The organism is Deefgea piscis (assembly GCF_019665785.1).
Classification (GTDB): domain Bacteria; phylum Pseudomonadota; class Gammaproteobacteria; order Burkholderiales; family Chitinibacteraceae; genus Deefgea.
Genome location: NZ_CP081149.1, coordinates 1430897 through 1451202, shown reverse-complemented (window position 1 = coordinate 1451202; position 20306 = coordinate 1430897). Strand labels below are relative to the sequence as shown.

17 protein-coding genes are annotated in these 20306 nt (G+C 48.3%); 6 read left to right on the top strand and 11 right to left on the bottom strand.

The genetic code is table 11. The features are described 5' to 3' along the window. Positions 1-36: 36 nt before the first annotated feature. Entirely contained in the window at positions 37-411 is a 375-nt protein-coding gene (locus K4H25_RS06735) for a hypothetical protein (protein WP_221022571.1), read from the top strand. A gap of 249 nt (positions 412-660) precedes the next feature. Here K4H25_RS06735 and cueR read toward each other — a convergent pair whose 3' ends face one another. The 3 genes from cueR to K4H25_RS06720 all read right to left on the bottom strand — a co-directional run bounded on the left by cueR (position 661) and on the right by K4H25_RS06720 (position 3857). Next, on the bottom strand, positions 661-1056 hold the full coding sequence (gene cueR / locus K4H25_RS06730) for a Cu(I)-responsive transcriptional regulator (RefSeq protein WP_221022570.1): 396 nt from the start codon (positions 1054-1056) through the stop codon (positions 661-663). A 48-nt stretch (positions 1057-1104) separates the two neighbouring features. Further along, positions 1105-3510, bottom strand: a complete 2406-nt coding sequence (locus K4H25_RS06725) for a heavy metal translocating P-type ATPase (protein WP_221022569.1) — start codon at positions 3508-3510, stop codon at positions 1105-1107. 149 nt (positions 3511-3659) lie between these two features. Next, positions 3660-3857, bottom strand: a complete 198-nt coding sequence (locus K4H25_RS06720) for a heavy-metal-associated domain-containing protein (RefSeq protein WP_221022568.1) — start codon at positions 3855-3857, stop codon at positions 3660-3662. An 81-nt stretch (positions 3858-3938) separates the two neighbouring features. On the opposite strand from K4H25_RS06720, the gene K4H25_RS06715 reads away from it, so the two are divergent. Together K4H25_RS06715 and K4H25_RS06710 are read left to right on the top strand one after the other, a co-directional pair. Continuing rightward, positions 3939-4262 carry an ArsR/SmtB family transcription factor gene (locus tag K4H25_RS06715; protein ID WP_221022567.1) on the top strand — a complete coding sequence of 108 codons (324 nt, stop codon included), beginning with the start codon at positions 3939-3941 and terminating at the stop codon, positions 4260-4262. 41 nt (positions 4263-4303) lie between these two features. After that, on the top strand, positions 4304-5722 hold the full coding sequence (locus K4H25_RS06710; RefSeq protein ID WP_221022566.1) for a DUF2252 domain-containing protein: 1419 nt from the start codon (positions 4304-4306) through the stop codon (positions 5720-5722). 74 nt (positions 5723-5796) lie between these two features. On the opposite strand, the gene K4H25_RS06705 is transcribed toward K4H25_RS06710, so the two are convergent. The 7 genes from K4H25_RS06705 to K4H25_RS06675 all read right to left on the bottom strand — a co-directional run bounded on the left by K4H25_RS06705 (position 5797) and on the right by K4H25_RS06675 (position 15724). Further along, complete coding sequence (locus K4H25_RS06705; protein WP_221022565.1) at positions 5797-6405, bottom strand: histidine phosphatase family protein; 609 nt, start codon at positions 6403-6405, stop codon at positions 5797-5799. A gap of 369 nt (positions 6406-6774) precedes the next feature. Continuing rightward, positions 6775-7521 carry a peptidylprolyl isomerase gene (locus tag K4H25_RS06700; protein WP_221022564.1) on the bottom strand — a complete coding sequence of 249 codons (747 nt, stop codon included), beginning with the start codon at positions 7519-7521 and terminating at the stop codon, positions 6775-6777. 64 nt (positions 7522-7585) lie between these two features. After that, a complete protein-coding gene (narI, locus tag K4H25_RS06695; RefSeq protein WP_221022563.1) occupies positions 7586-8272 on the bottom strand; it encodes a respiratory nitrate reductase subunit gamma in 687 nt (228 codons plus the stop codon). A gap of 2 nt (positions 8273-8274) precedes the next feature. Further along, positions 8275-8949, bottom strand: coding sequence for a nitrate reductase molybdenum cofactor assembly chaperone (gene narJ / locus K4H25_RS06690; RefSeq protein ID WP_221022562.1), 675 nt, complete (start codon positions 8947-8949; stop codon positions 8275-8277). A 9-nt stretch (positions 8950-8958) separates the two neighbouring features. Continuing rightward, positions 8959-10512 (bottom strand): nitrate reductase subunit beta, encoded by a 1554-nt coding sequence (narH, locus tag K4H25_RS06685; protein WP_221022561.1) that lies wholly within the window; start codon positions 10510-10512, stop codon positions 8959-8961. Positions 10513-10522: 10 nt separating this feature from the next. Then, positions 10523-14212 (bottom strand): nitrate reductase subunit alpha, encoded by a 3690-nt coding sequence (locus tag K4H25_RS06680; RefSeq protein WP_221022560.1) that lies wholly within the window; start codon positions 14210-14212, stop codon positions 10523-10525. 108 nt (positions 14213-14320) lie between these two features. Next, on the bottom strand, positions 14321-15724 hold the full coding sequence (locus K4H25_RS06675) for an MFS transporter (protein ID WP_221022559.1): 1404 nt from the start codon (positions 15722-15724) through the stop codon (positions 14321-14323). Between the two features lie 243 nt (positions 15725-15967). On the opposite strand from K4H25_RS06675, the gene K4H25_RS06670 reads away from it, so the two are divergent. The 3 genes from K4H25_RS06670 (at position 15968) to K4H25_RS06660 (ending at position 18806) form a co-directional block, all read left to right on the top strand. Next, positions 15968-16855, top strand: coding sequence for a thioredoxin domain-containing protein (locus tag K4H25_RS06670; protein ID WP_221022558.1), 888 nt, complete (start codon positions 15968-15970; stop codon positions 16853-16855). Positions 16856-17025: 170 nt separating this feature from the next. Further along, on the top strand, positions 17026-18072 hold the full coding sequence (locus K4H25_RS06665; protein WP_221022557.1) for a DUF2817 domain-containing protein: 1047 nt from the start codon (positions 17026-17028) through the stop codon (positions 18070-18072). Beyond that, the gene (locus K4H25_RS06660; protein ID WP_221022556.1) at positions 18069-18806 is read left to right on the top strand and encodes an alpha/beta fold hydrolase; all 738 of its coding nucleotides are present in this window, start codon (positions 18069-18071) and stop codon (positions 18804-18806) included. The genes K4H25_RS06665 and K4H25_RS06660 overlap by 4 nt, the downstream gene beginning before the upstream one ends. A gap of 130 nt (positions 18807-18936) precedes the next feature. Here K4H25_RS06660 and sstT read toward each other — a convergent pair whose 3' ends face one another. After that, on the bottom strand, positions 18937-20145 hold the full coding sequence (sstT, locus tag K4H25_RS06655) for a serine/threonine transporter SstT (RefSeq protein ID WP_221022555.1): 1209 nt from the start codon (positions 20143-20145) through the stop codon (positions 18937-18939). Positions 20146-20306 lie beyond the last annotated feature (161 nt).

Sequence of the window (20306 nt, the reverse complement as noted above, 5' to 3'; positions counted from 1 at the left end):
GGGCATTAATTACTCAAGATTACTAAAGGAAATATCATGAAAAAAACATTACTCGCACTCGGTTTGGTTTTGTTTGCAAACATTGCTTTGGCCGATGGCGAAATGACACCCAAACATCAAGGTGTGATGGCCGAAGCGACCACGGGCACTCGCGCCGAACTGAGCACCCAAGGCAATATGTTGATGGTGTATCTGACAACGCATAGTGATAAGGCGATTGCGACTAAAGGCGCGGTAGCGGAATTAACTTTGCTCAATGGCAGCGAAAAACAAACCGTGAAAATCTCCCCATCGGGCGACAATTCTTTTATGGCGTACGGCCCATATAAAGCCGTTGCCGGCACCAAAGCTTTGTTAAAAGTCACTTTGCCGGGGAAATCTGCTGAACAATTTCGCTTCTCTTTGAACTAAAAACTATGGGTATTGCCATCATGCCATTTAAAATTAATGCGTGCATGGCAATACCCTTATCAATTATATAAAGGCCAGACTTTGATTGAGTAAACCACAGCAAGCGGTTTGCGCCAAAGCGAAAGATCAGCAAAATCAAGCAACGCTAGCGCCACGGTTAGCGCCTAATTTTCACCCCGAAAGATCGCAGAGCTGACGAAATATCGGCTGGGGTTTACCGCCAAACATCGCTTCTGGCGTGAACTTGATTCAAATTGAAGCGCTAGATAGCGAGGTTAAAATCGGGCAGTTTGGATCGGCACTCGCCGGACAGATATCGATCAATTGTTCCAAAGTGTGTTTCATCTGCTGCATTGATTCAATTTTGGCGTTGAGCGCATTGATATGTTGCTCGGCAAGCATTTTCACATCGATACTGGCGCGATTTTCTTGATGCCATAGCTGCAATAATTGCCCAATTTGTTCGAGCGAAAAACCCAATACCCGCGCTTGGTGGATAAATTTAAGCTGGCTCAAATCAAAGTCATTAAAGATTCGATACCCTGCTGCGCTACGCCCTTGCGGCTTGATGAGGCCAAGGCTTTCATAATGTCGAATCATTTTGCTGCTAAGCCCACTGAGCTGGGCGGCTTGTCCGATATTCATTGCCTATCCTTTTACAATTCCCATAAAAAGGGGCTATGCCCCTATTCACTAGGGTTTCCAACGTTTCAATAATAAGGCATTCGATACCACGCTCACACTAGAGAATGCCATTGCAGCACCAGCAAGCATTGGATTGAGTAATCCAAATGCCGCCAAAGGAATACCGATAGCATTAAAGATGAATGCCCAGAACAAATTTTGGCGAATTTTACGGTAGGTCAAACGCGAAATTTCAATCGTTTGGCTCACCAATTGCGGGTCACCGCGCATTAGCGTAACACCGGCCACATGCATCGCCACATCGGTACCGGTGCCCATGGCAATCCCAACATCGGCGGCAGCCAATGCTGGCGCATCGTTCACCCCATCGCCGACCATCGCCACCACGAAACCTTGCGCACGCATCGCTTCAATGTGCGCGGCTTTTTCGTGCGGCAAGACTTCAGCAATCACTTCATCAAGGTTCAACTGCTCAGCCACCCGCTGTGCAGCAAAGCGATTGTCGCCCGACAACATCACCGTTTTTACCCCCAAGGCCCGCAGTTGCGAAATCGCCTCTTTAGCGCTGGCTTTGACGCCATCACTAAAAGCCAGTATGCCGATCAAGGATAAGTCTTGTTCACGCGCCAACCATGACACGGTATAACCTTGGCTTAGTGCCAGCTCATGGGCTGTTTGCATGATGCTCAGATCAATGTTTTTTTCTTGCATCAAGCGCTGATTACCCAGTAAGTAGCGTGTGCCGGCAATATCACCAGCAATGCCGCGCCCAGGCAGCGCCTGCAGATTATCGGCCGGGTATGGCTGAACTGCATCGGCTTTGGCAATCACGGCTGTGGCCAATGGGTGCTCGCTGCCGCGTTGCAATGCGGCGGCCAATTCCAGCATTGCCATCTGTTCGCCATCCTGAGCAATGAGCTCGGCAAGATGCGGTTTACCCTCAGTTAAAGTACCCGTTTTATCAAACACCACCACTTGGACCTTGTGGGCCAGCTCTAGCGCTTCGGCGTCTTTAATCAAGATCCCAAATCGTGCCGCCACGCCAGTTCCCGCCATAATTGCCGTCGGTGTGGCCAAACCCAGCGCACAAGGACAGGCAATCACCAACACCGCCACAGCATACAAAATGCCGCTTTCAATACTGCCAGTCCAGTACCACCAAGCCAGCCAAGTCGCCAACGCAATGACTAAGACGACGGGCACAAAGACTGCGCTGACTTGATCAACCAGGCGCTGAACCGCTGCTTTACCCGCTTGTGCGTCTTCCACCATCCGAATAATGCGAGCAAGCGTACTTTCACCACTTAAAGCCGTGGTTTCAACCAATAACACGCCATCATGGTTAATCGCACCACCGCTTACTTTGCTGCCGACTTCCTTCGTCACCAACACACTTTCACCAGTGAGCATCGACTCATCGTGCTGGCTTTCACCTTCGCGCACCACGCCATCGACAGGCACTTGCTCCCCCGGCAAGACAACTACCCAATCACCCAGCTGTACCTGCTCTAGCGGCATTTCAGTATCCTGCCCATTTTTACGCACTCGAGCGACACAAGGACGCAGGGCTTGCAACGCTTTAATCGCTGCCGTGGTTTCCTGTTTGGCGCGGGCTTCTAACCATTTACCCAGTAACACCAGCGTGATGATCACCGCACTCGCTTCAAAGTACAACGCACCTTGGCTAGCATCAAATAACCAGTGATAAAGCGATAATCCATAGGCAGCACTAGTCCCTAGCGACACCAGCAAATCCATATTGCCGCGCCGATTACGTACTGCTCGCCATGCCGAGCGATAAAAACGCGCACCTAGCCAAAATTGCACCGGAGTCGCTAATAAAAACTGCACCCACGCCGGCAACATCCAGTGCATACCCAAGGGCTCGGCCAGCATCGGTAGTACCAAGGGCAAAGACAATAAAGCGCCGAGGCCTATCGGCCAAAAGGGTGACGACTTCACCGCCGGTGTGTTGACAATATCGACCGTCAACAAACGAGCTTGGTAACCCGCGCCAGCAACGGCATCAAGTAGTGTGGCCACGTTAACGCCGGATGAAATCCGCACTTGGGCGGATTCAGTCGCTAAATTCACTACCGCAGCAAGCACGCCTTTTGTGGCCAGCAAAGCACTTTCTATCCGCCCAACACAGCTGGCACAGCTCATGCCAGTCAAACTCAATTTAACCGTCTGCTCGGCGTGAAGGCTAGGCGCATTTGCCAGCGTTGCCGAAAAACCAGCCTTAGCCACCGCATTGAGCACACTGTTCTCATCATGACCGGCCTGCAGTTTGACCTGCGCCGTTTCCATCGCCAAATTCACTACCGCACTGATCACGCCCGGCGTTTGTAGTAATGCCGCTTCAATATGCGCCACACAACTCGCACAATGCATGCCATCAATATCGAGCCTGAATTCCCGATCGGCGTTTAAAGATAAATACGATTTGGTCATGATAAGACTTCTGGTTTGTGGTCGATGAATAGAGTCTCAGCCTTGCCACAATAGGAAGGTCAAGTAAGATATTGCTTGCGCAGCCACCAAGCGGCAAAAACTAAAAAGCCCTGTGAATACACAGGGCTGGCAAGAGATAAGACACAAAATCATATAACAACAGTTGGAAAGCCAATTTGATTCAATGCCGTTCGAATTTCATCGAGTGAGAGATCACTTTTTACTTGAATAATACCCGCCATGCGATCAATGACGATTTCAGCCGCATCATCTACTGTCTTCAGAGCGGAGTTAATTTTAGCGGCGCAGCCACCACAAGCAATTTTTGCCACCTTAAGCGTGTACATAGTCTGTTCTCCATTGAGCATCGGCCAACGTTGACCGTGAATGAACGATAAAGCTTGCCATCATGGCAAGGTCAAGTGCTCATGAAATTATTTTCTATTCGCCGGACGACTTCACCGCTTGCAATGATGCGCACCAAACATTGCGGTAATTTGTACAAATCAACTGCGAGTAATATGTCGTTTCATCTTAAAGCCTTGACACAAGCCAAGATTTTGACTGTTGAGCAAGTGGGCCGTTATATGCGTTATCGGGCCAATCTGAGCATCATGCAGCAGCTGATCGCCTATCTCACCGAGACATGCTGCGACGGCCAGCCTAGGCAATGCTTTCCTGCCGCATCAATCGCTTGCGTCAACGACGACAAGCCACTAGAACACGACAAGCCTACAGAATCCCTGCCGTGAAGCTGATAAACTAAGCGGCAATTCATTTGGGAGTTGTCATTATGCTCAATGCACTGCAACAGCAACTCAGCAAAGGACAAGCACGACGTCAAACCGCGCCGATTGCCGCGCATGCCACTTTAGGCAATATTCAACGCGATCCACTCGAACTACTCATTGCCAGTAGCCAAGGGCGAATTGAACGCCTCGTTCCGCTGCGCTATGGCCGAATGCTGGTGTCGCCATTTACCTTTTTTCGTGGCTCAGCCATGCTGCAAGCACATGATTTAGCGGCTACGCCACACAGCGGCATCATTCAGCAAATTTGTGGCGATGCGCATTTAGCTAACTTTGGTGGCTTTGCTTCGCCTGAACGCACGCTGTTATTTGATCTGAATGATTTTGATGAAACCCACCCAGGGCCTTGGGAGTGGGATATCAAACGCTTGACGGCCAGCTTTGTTTTGGCTTCACGCAGTTCTGGGTTTTCTGCAGCAGCGGCCGATGAAACGATCTACCGATTGGTGCGTAGTTATCAGCATTGGATGGCGCAGTATGCCGAACAAGGTGCGATGCAAATTTGGTATGACCAAATTAGTTATGAGCGGCTGCTGGCCAATATCACCGACAAAGACGCACGCAAGCAGCTGAGCAAAGAAATGAAACGCGCCCAAAAACGCACCCACGAACGTTTGCTGCCCAAAATCAGTAGCAAGGTTGATGGCCGCTGGCAAATTAACGATGAATTACCGGCTTTATTTCATATTTTTGGTGAAAACAGCATTTTTGGTGCGCACGAGCGCGAAATTTTATTAGGCAATCGCCAAGCTTTGGCTCAGCAATTATTTAGCGAATATCAAAACACTATTAGCATCAGCCACCGCCAATTATTATCCCGTTTTACGATGCAAGATCTGGCTTGCAAAGTGGTGGGCGTAGGCAGTGTCGGCACGCGTTGCTTGGCGCTGCTGCTCACTGATGAGCAAGATAAACCTTTATTTTTACAAATCAAAGAAGCTCGCCCTTCGGTGCTCGCGCCGTATGTACCCAGCGGCGTCTCACCGTATAGCAATGAAGGGCAGCGTGTGGTGGTTGGTAAGCGCTTGATGCAGGCGTTTAGCGATATCTTTTTGGGCTGGTCTAGTGCGGGTAATCATCATTTTTACTTCCGCCAATTGCGCGATATGAAAATCTCTCCCGCCATCGATAGCTATACCCCATCGATGATGACGCTGTATGGTGAGTTATGCGGCTGGGTGCTGGCTCGAGCGCATGCACGCAGCGGAGGATTTGCCGGCGAAATTGCGGGCTATTTAGGTGAAGATGATGAATTTGCCATGACCATGATGCGTTATGCGCGCAACTATGCCGACCAAAGCGAGCAAGATTACGCGCTATTTCAAGCCGCGTGTAAAAGTGGCCGACTCCAAGCGCAGTCTGAAGCCGATTTTGTCAGTAGCATCAGCAACCCAAGCACCTAGCGCGGCACTTGATCCAGCAAGCACCCAAGCAAAATCAGCTCGCTTGGGTGTGATTGCGGTGACAATACAGCAAATTACACAGTTACGATGGGCAAGGGCTGGCACTCAATGCGAGTCAGACTACCATTTTGTAAGCGGAAAAACGCATCTTGTGGCATATCTTGCTCCCACAGCGCTGTTGGTGATAATTGGGCATAAATTCCACGTAAAATTCGCCCTAATAGGCCATGCGCCACAACAATCAGCTGAGCTGGCAAGGTGTCATCGGCCAGCCAGTTTTCCAGTCGCTGCACCACATCGGCATAGGTTTCACAGCCTGGCGCTTGAAAATGCCAATCCGGACGCGTTGCTAGGTGAGGATATTGGGTATGTAGGGTTTGGACTTGCTGCTGCTCCCATTCACCAAAACCGACTTCAATCAAACGCGGTTCTGGCTGAATACAGCCACTGGTTAAGCCAAGCTCAGCGCAAACAAGTTCTGCTGTCTGCATGGTTCTGCCCAGTGGACTGGCGAACACTTGCCAGTCGTCCAGGGAGCCTAATTCTGCCCGTAAAGTCGCGCCCATGGCCCGCGCTTGCGCCACACCCAGTTCTGTAAGCGCGGAATCACAATGCCCTTGCATGCGACGTTCGAGATTAAATTTCGTTTGTCCATGCCGTAGCAAATAGATGGTACGTGACATCAAAAACCCCAAGTCTCAAAAGGGGTAAAGTGTAAAACCTTTTAAACAGAAAGCCCAAGGGAATAACACCAGCGTTTGACAATACACCCACTATGTATTGACCTGCCAAGCATAACTCTAAAGCCTTGTATCGTAATACCAATCATTATTTAGCCTGATTTTTTGCGCAAAATTCGATACCCCGAAAATATCCGAGAAATTCAACATGCCAGCCAATATGGCATGATTTTTAAACCTAGCTGATGATGTGTTTACTGCAAAAACCCATAAAAATCGCGTATTTGTCGGCGCGGGCTAAATAAAAAACCTTCGTGGGCAAACCCGCTGCTACGCCGCTTTTCTGAAGCACAGACCTAATCAGGCAAACCTTTATTGCATGAGCACCGAATCAGCGCCGATCAGATCAAACCCTTCTATCTTTGCCGCTCTCACTTTTTGCTGCAAATAGTGGTTCATCCCCTGCCGAGTCGCCGATTCGTGTAAATACTGCGCGATTTTATTTTTTACCATCGCAAAGTCTAATCTTTTGCCAAGCAGCTTGTGCTCACAGCGTAGGATATGCAAACCAAATCGGGTTTCTAATAAGCGCGGGGAGATTTCCCCCGCTTGCAGTGCAAACACCACTTTATCAAATTCAGGCACCATTTCGCCGCGCGAAAACTGCCCTAAACTGCCGCCCACCTGCCCAGAAGGGCAATTTGAATACTGCCTAGCACATTGCTCAAACACGGCTGGATTTTGCAAAATATCCGCCAATATCGACTCGGCCTTCGCCCGTAATAACTCCAAAGGAACCGTCTCGCTTACTTGAAATAAAATATGACTGGCCGTCACCAACTCCCCTTGCACAAAGGTTGTTGGGTGCTGCTCATACCATTGCAAACAACTTGCAGCATCGGCCTGCGGCACTTTGATCTCACGCTCTAATAGCTTACCAATGATTTCATCGTCATCTTGACCTTCAATGGCTAATTTTTGCGCTTCTTGCAGCAAAACTGTCCGTAAAATCACCTCTTTGACCACCTCATCGAGTGTTTTCTCTGGCTGCGCTTGACGCTCTAATTGAATTACGTCGTCACTAATATCCACCCCATTCACCGAGATTCCCATCGCCATTTCCTTATTCATTAGCCAATAAAAACGGCGAACTCAGTTCGCCGTGATCATGTTGTCGTGCAATTTAAGCGCGCGGGCGCACTAACTGCCAAGCTCGCCCTAGATAAGTCACACTGGCAAAACCACTCCAGACATGCACCATTCGAGTAAACGGAAAAATAATAAAAAAGGTCATTCCAAAGAAAATATGCAGCTGAAACACCAAAGGAGAACCAATAACAAAAGATGCTGCGTCACCACGAAAGGTCACAATACGCTGTGCCCATTCCATAAACATCACCATCATATCGCCGTTTAAATGCGCCATCGACAAAGGAATCGTCAACAACCCCAAGCCTAACGTCACTAATAACCACAGCAATACCACTTTATCTCGCATTGGCATCATCGCTGCCAAGCGCTCATTACTAAAGCGGCGATAGAGCAAAATCAGCAGGCCAATAATTCCTAAGCCGCCTAAAATCCCCCCAGCTGTCATCGCTAAGATTTGTTTTGCTTCGTGGGTCACCCCCAAGGCTTGCCACACCACCATCGGGGTGAGTAGGCCGCCCAAATGCCCCAAAAACACCCCAATAATCCCGATATGAAATAAGTTTGAACCTAAGCGCAATTGCCCACGATGAATCATTTGCGTTGATTCGGATCGCCAAGTGTATTGCTCGCGCTCAAAACGCACTAAAGAGCCCAATAAAAAAATAGTCAGCGCGATATAAGGATAAATACCAAAAATAAAATATTGAAGGTAGTCCATCTTCAAACTCCTTGCGAGGCGCCAACGGGGGCAGCCGTACGTGGATAAAACTGAATCGTTTGCGTTGTTGCCTGATGACTCAAACTCGGGCTGAGCAGTGGCTCAATACCATCCACCCCACTACCAAACTGCTCCATAACTTCATCCATATCACGCACAGGGGGCTCGGCTAGTGGCAAAGGTTCAACATCCGTTAGACTGCGTAAAGCTGTAAACACGCAGTGATAGGGGCTCTCCCCTTCGCTAAGTTTGTCACCAATCCGTGCGATCACATGAATCGATTCGCCCAAAAATTCAGCGGCAGTCGCTTCATCCGTTTGCCCCAGAAACTCGAGAAACATAGGTAAAAAGTCAGGCAGTTCATCAGCAACCACCAAAAAATTGTGATTGGTATATTCCTGCATCAAGCTCACCATTGCCGGACCCCGCTCTCGGCTTTCTCCGTACACATGCTCAAATAAATGCAAACTACAGGTTCGATTACGGTCAAACGTTGCAACATAATTTTCTTGCAGCTCAATCAAGTCGTGCTGCGCTAAATAAGCCAAAAGCGGTGTAAGCGAAGTGCGGACCTCAGTCGAGCAATGCTGTAGCTCTGCATGAATCTCAGGCAAAGCCTCTAGCAAGGCGCTTTCGGGGTATTGCAGTAAAGCCGATAGTATTTGATAGCTTCGCATAGATACCCCCTATTCTTCTTGAATTGATTTTTTGCGTGATTTTGGCATCTCGACAAAAATTATCGACCCCTCTTTTTTCTTACCAAACAAAGTCCCTGAAGAGACGCCCGTCGAGCAGCCATTACCAAAAGTAAAGCCACAACTGCCTTTTTCATTAAAGCTATCTTCAACGACTTCTTTGTGACTCGATGGAATCACAAAGCGATCCTCATAATTGGCAATGGCCATGATTTGGTACATGTCATCAACTTGCGCTTGCGTTAGCCCAACTTGTTTTAGCACCTCGAGATTGTCGACTTTATCCACGGTTTTACTACGCATATAAGCGCGCATCGCGAGCATTTTATCCAGCGCAGATAACACTGGTTTTTCGTCACCCGCAGTGAGTAAATTGGCCAAATACTTCACCGGAATTCGCAACTCTTTCACATCGGGCAAAATACCATTGCGACCCAAAACGCCACGCTCAGCTGCCGCTTGAATCGGCGATAATGGCGGGATATACCATACCATCGGCAAAGTGCGATATTCCGGATGCAATGGAAATGCCACCTTCCACTCAACCGCCATTTTATACACTGGCGATCGTTTGGCTGCGTCGAGCCACGAATCAGAAATACCTTGCTTGCGCGCTTCTTCAATCACCGAAGGTAAATTAGGGTCGAGGAAGATTTTAAGCTGTGCTTCATACAAATCTTGCTCATTAGCAACGCTCGCAGCCGCTTCAATTTGATCGGCGTCGTAAAGCAAAACACCTAAATATCGAATCCGACCAACACATGACTCAGAGCAGACTGTTGGCTGGCCGCTTTCAATCCGAGGGTAGCAAAACGTACATTTCTCCGCTTTACCTGAATCCCAGTTGTAATAAATTTTCTTATAAGGGCAACCCGAAATACACATCCGCCAACCACGGCATTTATCTTGGTCAACCAAAACAATGCCATCGTCTTCGCGTTTATAAATAGAACCCGATGGACATGAGGCGACACAAGCCGGGTTTAAGCAATGCTCACACAAGCGCGGTAAATACATGATGAAAGTGTTTTCAAATGTCGAATACATTTCTTTTTCGATATCTTTAAACAATTGATCTTTACTGCGTTTGGCAAACTCACCCCCCAAATCATCTTCCCAATTCGGACCCCATTCGATTTTGTCCATTTTTTTGCCAGTTAACACCGAAATCGGGCGAGCCGTTGGCGGCGTTTGCATCTCTGGCGCATTTTGCAAATGCTCATAATCGTAAGTAAATGGTTCGTAATAATCATCAATTTCTGGCAAGTTCGGATTGGCAAAAATATTGGCTAAAATCCGTAACTTTCCCCCTTGCCGAGGTTCAAGCTGCCCCTTGGCATTGCGCTGCCAGCCACCCTTCCATTTACTTTGGTTTTCCCATTCTTTGGGGTAACCAATCCCAGGCTTAGTTTCTACATTGTTAAACCAGGCATACTCGACACCATCACGGCTAGTCCACACGTTCTTGCAAGTGATCGAACAGGTATGGCAACCAATGCATTTGTCAAGGTTAAGGACCATCGCTACTTGAGCACGAATTTTCATAACGATCTCCTCACGCCTCAACTTTATTGAGTGGTTGTTCTAACCAATCAACATTTTTCATTTTACGAATAATCACAAATTCATCGCGATTACTCCCCACGGTGCCGTAGTAATTAAAGCCATACGCCAATTGAGCATAGCCACCAATCATATGCGTTGGTTTCATCACCACCCGCGTCACCGAATTATGAATACCACCACGCTTGCCCGACATTTCAGCGCCAGGCACATTGATGATTTTTTCTTGCGCGTGATACATCATCGTCATGCCATCTGGCACGCGTTGGCTAACGACAGCTCTTGCGGTTAATGTGCCGTTAACGTTAAAGACTTCGAGCCAATCGTTATCAACAATCCCCGCGCGCTTGGCATCGCCTTCGGACAACCAAATATGCGGGCCACCACGACTTAATGTGAGCATCCGCAAATTATCGGAATACGATGAATGAATCCCCCATTTTTGGTGTGGCGTGATGAAATTAAGCGTAATTTCAGTTTCGCCATTGGGTTTTTTACCCAAAATACCCGCAGTCGTTTTTAAATCAATCGCCGGCTTATACACCGCAAACCCTTCACCAAAATCAATCATCCAACGATGATCTTGATAAAATTGCTGCCGGCCGGTCAGCGTGCGCCATGGGATTAACTCATGCACATTGGTGTAACCTGCGTTGTAGCTGACTTCTTCGGATTCAATCCCTGACCATGTTGGACTTGAAATGATTTTTCGCGGTTGCGCCTGAATATCACGGAAACGAATCGCATCGTGCTCACGCGGCACAGCCAAATGAGTGTGATCTCGCCCAGTAATTTTGCCTAATGCAGCCCAAGCTTTTACAGCAACATGGCCATTGGTTTCGGGCGCTAGGCTCAAGATCATCTCAGCGGCATCGATGGCAGTTTCTAATTTGGGCTGCCCATTCTCGGCTTTGCCATTAAGCTGCAAAAGTTGCTCAACTTCTGTTCCTGTTTGCCAAGCAATACCCTTACCGCCATTGCCTAATTTGCTTAATAAGGGGCCAATCGTCGTGAATTTTTCATAAATTCGGGAGTAATCGCGCTCAACCACCGTCATTTGTGGTGCGGTTTTACCCGGGATTAAATCGCACTCCCCATGCTTCCAATCTTTAGGTGCAAATGCCTGCCCCAATTCACTCGGGGTATCGTGCATCAGCGGAGTAAGCACCAAATCTTTTTGTATTCCCAGCTCAGGCCCTGCCATTTCGGTAAAGCGTTTGGCGAGTAATTTGTATATTTCCCAGTCACTTTTTGCCTGCCAAAGCGGCTGCACCGCCTCTGAAAGTGGATGAATAAAGGGATGCATATCTGACGTATTCATATCGTCTTTTTCATACCATGTTGCCGTTGGCAGCACGATATCGGCGTATAAACACGTCGTGCTCATTCTAAAATCAAGCACCGTCAATAAATCGAGTTTGCCTTCCACTGCAGGTCGAATTTTGACTTCAGATGGTTTAATTCCTGTCGCTTCATCATCGAATAAAGCGTTTTGTGTACCCAATAAGTACTTAAGAAAATATTCATGCCCCTTACCGGATGAGCCCAAAATATTCGAGCGCCAAACCATCATATTACGGGGGAAATTACGTGGATTATCTGGGTCATCACACGACATTTTTAATGCGCCAGACTTCATATTTTCCACGGCATAAGCCACCGGATCTTGCCCTACCTCTTGGGCTGCGCGAGTGACTTCAAAAGGATTGGTTTCTAATTGCGGCGCAGAAGGCAGCCAACCCATACGTTCAGATTTAGCATTAAAGTCAATCAACGACATCCCATCAAACGCAGATTTAGTCGTTGTGGGGCTCACGATTTCATCAACCGCCAGTTTTTCATGCCGCCATTGGCTGGTATGCGCATAAAAGAAACTCGTGCCATTCATTTGCCGAGGTGGACGAGACCAATCCGCTGCAAACGCCAGTGGCGCCCAGCCTTGTTGTGGGCGTAGTTTTTCTTGCCCAACATAATGTGCCCAGCCACCACCACTTTGACCGATGCAACCACACATCATCAATAAATTGATAATGCCGCGATACGTCATATCCATGTGATACCAGTGATTGAGCGCGGCACCGACAATCACCATACTCTTGCCTTGGGTTTTATCGGCATTATCGGCAAATTCACGCGCTACAATTTCTACATCAATGGCCTTAACACCGGTATGTTTTTCCTGCCATTTGGGCGTATATGGAATATCCATATTGTAAGAGATAGCGACATTTTCACCGCCATGGCCATTATCCACCCCGTAATTGGCCAGCATTAAGTCATACACCGTTGCCACTAAAACACTGCTACCGTTTTTTAAAGTGACACGTTTAACCGGCACATTCCTTTGCAAAACTTCGCCATGCTCGCTGCCAAAATATGGGAAACCAACGCTAACGATTTCATCGGCTTTATCTTTCAGCGAGAGCAATGGATCAATCTCTTGGCCTGATGTAGCTTTTAACTCGAGATTCCATTTGCCAATTTGATCTCCTGTCTCGCCCCAACGCAAACCAATTGCGCCATTTGGAATGACAATCTGACCGGTGTTTTCATCAATCAGTAGCGTTTTCCAATCTGGATTATTGCTACTTTCATGCTCAGACAAGTGCGACGCCCGAAGATAATGATCACCGACCAATCCTTGACCATGATCTTTAAGCATCACCAGCATTGGGAAGTCGGTATATTGCTTGCCGTAAGATTTAAAGTATGCACTCTTACCTGTTTTGTGAAATTCATTCAAAATCACATGCCCCATCGCCATTGCGAGGGCGGCATCAGTACCTTGCTTAGGGGCTAACCAAATATCGCCAAATTTGGCCATTTCACCAAAATCACTTGAAACAGCAACCGTTTTAGTCCCTTTGTAGCGCACCTCGGTATAAAAATGCGCATCCGGCGTGCGGGTCATTGGCACGTTAGAGCCCCATACCATTAAATAGGTCGAGTTATACCAATCGGCCGACTCTGGCACATCAGTTTGCTCGCCCCACACCTGCGGGCTGGCTGGAGGTAGATCACAATACCAATCATAAAAAGATAAACAGACACCACCGATCAAACTCAAGTAACGACTACCTGCGGCATACGACACCATCGACATAGCTGGAATCGGCGAAAAGCCGACCACCCGATCCGGGCCAAATTCTTTAATGGTATAAGTTTGTGATGCGGCGATAATTTCAGTTGCCTCATCCCAAGATGCGCGAACAAAACCACCTAAACCACGGATTGATTTATACGCTTTGGCTCGCTCAGGGTTTTGGCTTATGTATTCCCAAGCCGCGATGGGCGACATGGTTTTACGTGCTTCACGCCACATACTGACCAACCGGCCGCGAATCATCGGATATTTCAGGCGCTGAGCTGAATACACATACCAAGAATATGAAGCACCACGTGGACAGCCTCGAGGCTCATGGTTGGGTAGGTCTGGGCGAGTACGTGGGTAATCGGTTTGTTGCAGCTCCCACGTAATCAAGCCATTTTTTACATATACTCGCCAGCTACAGGAACCCGTGCAATTCACCCCATGAGTAGAGCGCACGACCTTGTCTTGCTGCCAACGGGCACGATAAGCGTCCTCCCATTGACGATCTTCAACAACGACTGCGCCATAGCCATCAGCAAAAGTTTCTCGAGTACGACTTAAGAATTTTAAACGATCTAAAAAATTACTCATGGACCCTCCAACATGCAGCTGTCAGTATGTGATAGGTGCTTTCGCTTGAGCTAAACACCTTAATTCTCGGCAACCGTTAACAGCTTGCCTTTTGATCAATAGAGCGAATTAACAGGGTAACGGCGCATTTTTTCGTGCATAGAAAAACCAAGTAATGGACAAGCACAGCGCATAAAACACGATAAAACAATACAGTGCGACTTCGGGGCCACCGGTGTTTTTCATCGAAAGCCCAAAGCTTTGCGGAATAAAAAAACCGCCATAAGCGCCAATCGCACTAATAAAACCAGCCGCTGCCGCAGATTCTTTTAAGCCATCTAATCTAGATTGCTCAATAGCCGCATCGCCTTTGCCTTGCGCTTCACGTCGGCATACCGTGGCAAAAATAGTTGGAATCATTTTGTAAGTTGAGCCATTGCCGATGCCGGTCAACGTAAACAAACACAAGAACATCGCAAAAAAACCAGTCCAACTACCACCGACCAATTGCCCAGCCGCATCGTGTGTTGGCAAGAAATACAGCACCCCTAGAACAGCAATCACCATGCCGAAAAACACTGCTGCAGTCACTTTAGCGCCACCTAATTTATCGGAAATCGCGCCGCCAACAGGACGAATTAAAGCGCCAATTAAAGGACCTAAAAATGCATAGGTTTTAACGCTAATCTCAGGAAACATTGTCTTGGTCAACAATGCAAAAGCACCCGCAAAACCAATAAAGCTACCAAAGGTGCCTAAATACAAAACGCACATAATCCAATTATGTTGCCGTTTAAAAATCACCGCCTGCTCTGCAAATGAAGCGCGAGCATCAGCAATATCATTCATACCAAACCATGCGGCTATCGTCGCAATCGCAATCAAAGGCACCCACATAAACCCGGCATTTTGAAGCCACAATTGATGCGACACCCCGTCTTTTAAGTAGGTTTGCGCTTCGCCGCCAAAAACGCCCATCAAAGGCAAAGTCACCGCCAAAGGAATTAATAATTGCGCCAGAGACACGCCCAAATTACCAAAACCGGCATTCAAGCCATTGGCTGAGCCTTTTTGTGCCGTTGGAAAAAAATACGCAATATTGGCCATCGAGCTGGCGAAATTGCCGCTACCTAAACCACACAGCAAGGCAATCGTGAGCATGACAGGATAAGAAGTAGTCGGATCTTGAACAGCAAAACCAAGCCATAAGGCCGGAACCAGCAGCAAGCCCGTTGAAATCGTGGTCCATTTGCGCCCTCCGACTAAGGACGGCATAAATGAATAAAAAATACGCAGTGTGGCGCCGGATAATTGCGGCAAAGCGGTCAATAAAAAGAGTTGTTCTTTGGTAAAGGTAAATCCCGCGTTGGGCAGATCAAGTGTGACCATGCTCCATAACACCGAGATAATAAAACCCAAGGTCAAGCATGGAATAGAAATCCAAAGATTACGCTTAGCGATTGATTGGCCTTCTGATTGCCAAAAAACTGGATTTTCAGGCTCCCACCGTTGCAATAGTCCCGCTTTTGCCATTTTTCTCCCCTTTTTCGATTTGATTTTCGTCAGCTAGCGAATGATGCCCAGACTCATCAGTAGCTCGCATTTCCTTTCATTTCAAGCGCACGATGTAATTTAGCTAGACCAATGGTGATCGCTACGCCGCATTTAAAGCACAAACAAAAGAAACAAGTAAGAAAAAAACCAAAATAAAAACAATAAAACTTACAACGCACAAACAAATGCTAAGCATTATCTGTAAAAATAACATCGTAAATAATGCAAACTACCTCTTTATTGCTAGGGTCTGTTGACGCTTGGTTTACCAGCCGCGTTTGTGGTATTTGCTTTATTAATTCGCTGGCGCGACGGCGAGAGCGAGAGGACAAAAGGCGGCATGCGTTGGCCGGCCTGTGCACGCTGCAAATTGATCTGGCAAACCGCACTTTTGGCGTGCTCAACGCGTTAAAATCAAGTGTATTTAGTTTTGTTATCGATCTTGAATCGCTCGAAGGGTTTATGCAGCGCCGCACTTTTTTAGCTTTACTCACCACATTACCGAGCACGGTTTGGGCTCAATCATCCCTACAAGAGATGCAGGCTGAAGCCAATCGACGCCGCGTTATTTTTTTAGCAAAAGTACGCCAAATGGCCATCGAGCAAGACCCAGCAATCTACTTTAACGCCGCCGATCCGGTGATTGGCGCAACCACTGCGCCACGTACGGTTTTGGTGTTTACTGATTTTAATTGCCCCTACTGCCGCAAAATGGATGCCCTACTGCAGCAAGTGACCAAAGAATGGCCCAAGGCACGCTTCGTTTTAAAATGGCAAACCATGATGGACGATAGCAGCACCAGCGCCGCCAACTATGCGCTGCAGGTTTGGCAATCGGCGCGCCAGCAATATTGGCAAGTCCATCAAGCCTTAATGCAATCGCCCATTCCCATTACGCAACAAGCCATCAACGACATCGCGCAGCGCACCCAAACCCAGCATTTACTGGGTTTAGCCGAACCTGTAGCACTCAAAGCCAGCGTCCAGCTCGGGCAGCAATTGCGGGTATTTGCCACGCCAAGCTTACTCATCGGCAGCAAAATGATGGGCGGGATGACGGATGCCAAAACGCTCAAAGCCACGATTTTGCAATGGCCACTTAATCCTTAAGTGTTCCATTTTTTTCACCATGCCAACCTTGCGTTGCGGCGGAAATATGAAATTTAAATGACAAGTATATTTATCCAGCCCATATCGCATCTATGCTGGCTTGATATACCGTGTGTTTTTTTCATCAGGCACTACACTCAGTTTATTCTCTTGCCCACTGAGACTTCATTTTGTACCTTGCTGAACTTGCCGCACTCGAAAAAATCATTGCCAGCGCCGCCCCCCAGCTACGCACTCAGCAACACGGCAGCGTGACGTATCAGCAGCATTCATTCCCACTATATAGTTTGCAACTGGGCTCACAAGATCCGGCCGCGCCGGTGATTGGTTTTTTTGGCGGGGTGCATGGCTTAGAGCGCATAGGCAGCCAGATTTTAATCGCCTTTTTGCACAGCCTTTTGCAAAGGCTCAAATGGGATCGCAGTCTGCAATATCAGCTTGAATCGCTACGCATCGTGTTTATGCCTATCGTCAATCCTATCGGCATGGCGCTGGGCCGCCGTGCCAATGGCAATGGCGTTGACTTAATGCGTAATGCCCCGATGGATGCCGATGATCCAGCGGCGTTTTTAGTCGGCGGCCATCGCATCAGCCGCCATTTACCTTGGTTTCGTGGGCTAGCGGGCGCGGCAATGGAAGACGAAAACCAAGCGCTTTGCGCAGTAGTCCAAGCGCAATTGCTAACTAGCCCGCTGAGTATTGCACTCGATTGCCATTCAGGCTTTGGGCTACGAGATCGAATCTGGTTTCCCTACGCCGCTACGCGCCAACCCATGCCGCAATTGGCCGAAATCTACGCCTTACAACAGCTCTTAAACCAATGCTATCCGCACCACCCCTATGTGATTGAGCCGCAAGCGCGGCAGTACTGTACCCACGGCGATGTCTGGGATTATTTATTACACACCCTCGCCCCAGCCCCTGCATTACAAAGCACCCGCCAATCCCCTCATGCGCGTATTTTTTTACCGCTCACGCTCGAGCTTGGCTCTTGGCTTTGGATTAAAAAAAACCCACGGCAGTTGTTTTCTATCGCAGGGTTCTTTAACCCCCTTGTCGCGCATCGCCAGCGACGCGTATTGCGGCGCCATTGGCCGCTACTTGAATTTCTGATTCGCGCCACACACGATTACCGCAGTTGGTTGCCGCAATCAATCCAGCGCATGGATTGCCAACACGCCGCCATCGAGCAATGGTATCGGCAGGATAGGCCATGAGAAACTGGGTGTTATTACGCGGCTTGATGCGCGAAATACGGCATTGGGGGGATTTTGCGCAGCAATTACAGCAGCAATATCCGCAAGATCGCATCATCGTGCTCGACTGGCCGGGCAATGGTCAGCTCAATGCAGAAACCAGCCCAAACCGCATCGAGGACATGGTGCAATATCTGCGGCACACCTTGCTCGCGCAAGGTCATCACGCGCCCTACCATGTGCTGGCGCTCTCGCTCGGCGCGATGGTGGCCATTGCTTGGGCGCAGCAAGCACCCAATGAATTGGCCAGTGCGACGCTCATCAATACCAGCTTGCGCCCCTTTAATCCGTTTTACCAACGCCTAAGGCCACGCAATTATCCGCAACTGCTACGCCTGCTTTTCAGCTCTGCCGCGCAACAAGAACAAATCGTTTTGCAACTCACCAGCAATCAATCCCAAGCTGAGCTCTTGCCGCAATGGATCGCGTATCAACAGCAATATCCGATTCGCCGCTGTAATATTTTGCGGCAATTATTGGCTGCCCTGCGCTACCGCAGCCATCTCGATTGCCCCGCTGTTCCGCTGCAATTGCTAGCCAGCCAGTGCGATCAGCTAGTTAGCGCACAATGCAGCCAAACGCTAGCACAGCGCTGGCAAATCCCGCTCTATATCCACCCCAGCGCAGGGCATGATTTACCGCTAGACGATGCGGCATGGGTGCTAGCGCATTTGCAGCTTGGCCAGCCAACATGATTTTGATGCGCAATCGATCTTAGCCAAATAAAAAAGGGTATATCAACGCAGCGCTTATGAATAAAGCACTACATCGATATACCCTTAAATCACCAGCAGCATCACTGCTGCAGCAAATCTTCAAATCAATTTATTTATTATTTTCTTCTGCCTGACACGCCGCAGCGGTGAACAACACATCGGTCGACGAATTTAATGCCGTTTCCGCCGAATCTTGCAATACGCCAATAATAAAGCCGACCGCGACCACTTGCATCGCCACATCATTCGAAATCCCAAACAAGCTACACGCCAATGGAATCAATAACAACGAACCACCTGCCACACCCGAGGCACCACACGCACAAATCGCCGCCACTACGCTCAATAGCAAGGCGGTTGGCACATCAACCACAATGCCTAGCGTATTCACTGCCGCCAAAGTCAGCACCGTAATCGTAATGGCCGCACCGGCCATATTGATGGTCGCGCCTAAAGGAATCGATACCGAATATGTGTCTTCATGCAGGCCTAGCTTTTCACACAAGGCCATATTCACTGGAATATTCGCAGCTGAACTACGGGTAAAAAACGCCGTAATCCCGCTTTCGCGTAAGCAAGTAAACACCAAAGGGAATGGGTTTTTGCGGATTTTCCAAAACACAATCAAAGGATTGAGCACCAAAGCCACCAGCAACATACTGCCCAATAGCACCGCCAACAATTGCGCATAGCTCCAAAGCGTACTCAAACCGGTTTCGGCCAACGTGGCGGCAACTAAACCAAAAATACCCAAGGGCGCAAAGCGAATAATCAAACGCACAATAAACGTAATGCCATAGCTTAAATCGTGCACCACCAATTTAGTGCTTTCAGAAGCATGTCTTAACGCAATCCCCAGCGCAATCGCCCACGCCAAAATACCAATAAAATTAGCTTTTAATAAGGCATTAATTGGATTGTCTACCACATTAAACATCAAGCTTTTGATGACTTCACCAATGCCACCGGGCGGGGCTAATTCGCCGGTTTTCGCCACCAAGGTAAGCGCAGTTGGAAAAGCAAAACTCATCATCACCGCAACCAAAGCCGCCGAAAACGTACCCAATAAATACAGTACTAAAATCGGTCGAATATGCGTAGGCTGGCCTTGTTTATGATTAGCAATCGATGCCGCCACCAACACAAACACCAAAATCGGTGCTACTGCTTTTAGCGCACTGATAAATAAATTACCTAGCAAACCCACCGATTTTGCCGCGTCGGGCGCAATCAAGGTCAATAAAATACCTGCCGCCAGACCCAGCATAATCTGGCCCACTAAACTTCCATGCTTTATATAGCGCAGCAAATGATTCATTCCATTCCTCTCTCAAAGTGACACCCCCTCAAGCGCAGCATACAGCCGCCTTAAATTCGAAGGGGGTCGACAGTCTAGCGGTAAAAACGTCTTTTATTTGAAATAAACCACAACAATTTACTATTTTTTATCTGCAGAAAGCCAATCACTAACAAGGAGTA

Excerpts from the sequence above, each read along its gene's own strand:
- K4H25_RS06725 (WP_221022569.1), bottom strand. The coding sequence starts at position 3,510 with ATGACCAAATCGTATTTATCTTTAAACGCCGATCGGGAATTCAGGCTC.
- narH (WP_221022561.1), bottom strand. The coding sequence starts at position 10,512 with ATGAAAATTCGTGCTCAAGTAGCGATGGTCCTTAACCTTGACAAATGC.
- narI (WP_221022563.1), bottom strand. The coding sequence starts at position 8,272 with ATGGACTACCTTCAATATTTTATTTTTGGTATTTATCCTTATATCGCG.
- K4H25_RS06700 (WP_221022564.1), bottom strand. The coding sequence starts at position 7,521 with ATGGCGATGGGAATCTCGGTGAATGGGGTGGATATTAGTGACGACGTA.
- K4H25_RS06675 (WP_221022559.1), bottom strand. The coding sequence starts at position 15,724 with ATGGCAAAAGCGGGACTATTGCAACGGTGGGAGCCTGAAAATCCAGTT.
- K4H25_RS06660 (WP_221022556.1), top strand. The coding sequence starts at position 18,069 with ATGAGAAACTGGGTGTTATTACGCGGCTTGATGCGCGAAATACGGCAT.
- narJ (WP_221022562.1), bottom strand. The coding sequence starts at position 8,949 with ATGCGAAGCTATCAAATACTATCGGCTTTACTGCAATACCCCGAAAGC.
- cueR (WP_221022570.1), bottom strand. The coding sequence starts at position 1,056 with ATGAATATCGGACAAGCCGCCCAGCTCAGTGGGCTTAGCAGCAAAATG.
- K4H25_RS06710 (WP_221022566.1), top strand. The coding sequence starts at position 4,304 with ATGCTCAATGCACTGCAACAGCAACTCAGCAAAGGACAAGCACGACGT.
- K4H25_RS06705 (WP_221022565.1), bottom strand. The coding sequence starts at position 6,405 with ATGTCACGTACCATCTATTTGCTACGGCATGGACAAACGAAATTTAAT.
- K4H25_RS06680 (WP_221022560.1), bottom strand. The coding sequence starts at position 14,212 with ATGAGTAATTTTTTAGATCGTTTAAAATTCTTAAGTCGTACTCGAGAA.
- sstT (WP_221022555.1), bottom strand. The coding sequence starts at position 20,145 with ATGAATCATTTGCTGCGCTATATAAAGCATGGAAGTTTAGTGGGCCAG.
- K4H25_RS06720 (WP_221022568.1), bottom strand. The coding sequence starts at position 3,857 with ATGTACACGCTTAAGGTGGCAAAAATTGCTTGTGGTGGCTGCGCCGCT.
- K4H25_RS06735 (WP_221022571.1), top strand. The coding sequence starts at position 37 with ATGAAAAAAACATTACTCGCACTCGGTTTGGTTTTGTTTGCAAACATT.
- K4H25_RS06670 (WP_221022558.1), top strand. The coding sequence starts at position 15,968 with ATGCAAACTACCTCTTTATTGCTAGGGTCTGTTGACGCTTGGTTTACC.
- K4H25_RS06715 (WP_221022567.1), top strand. The coding sequence starts at position 3,939 with ATGAAATTATTTTCTATTCGCCGGACGACTTCACCGCTTGCAATGATG.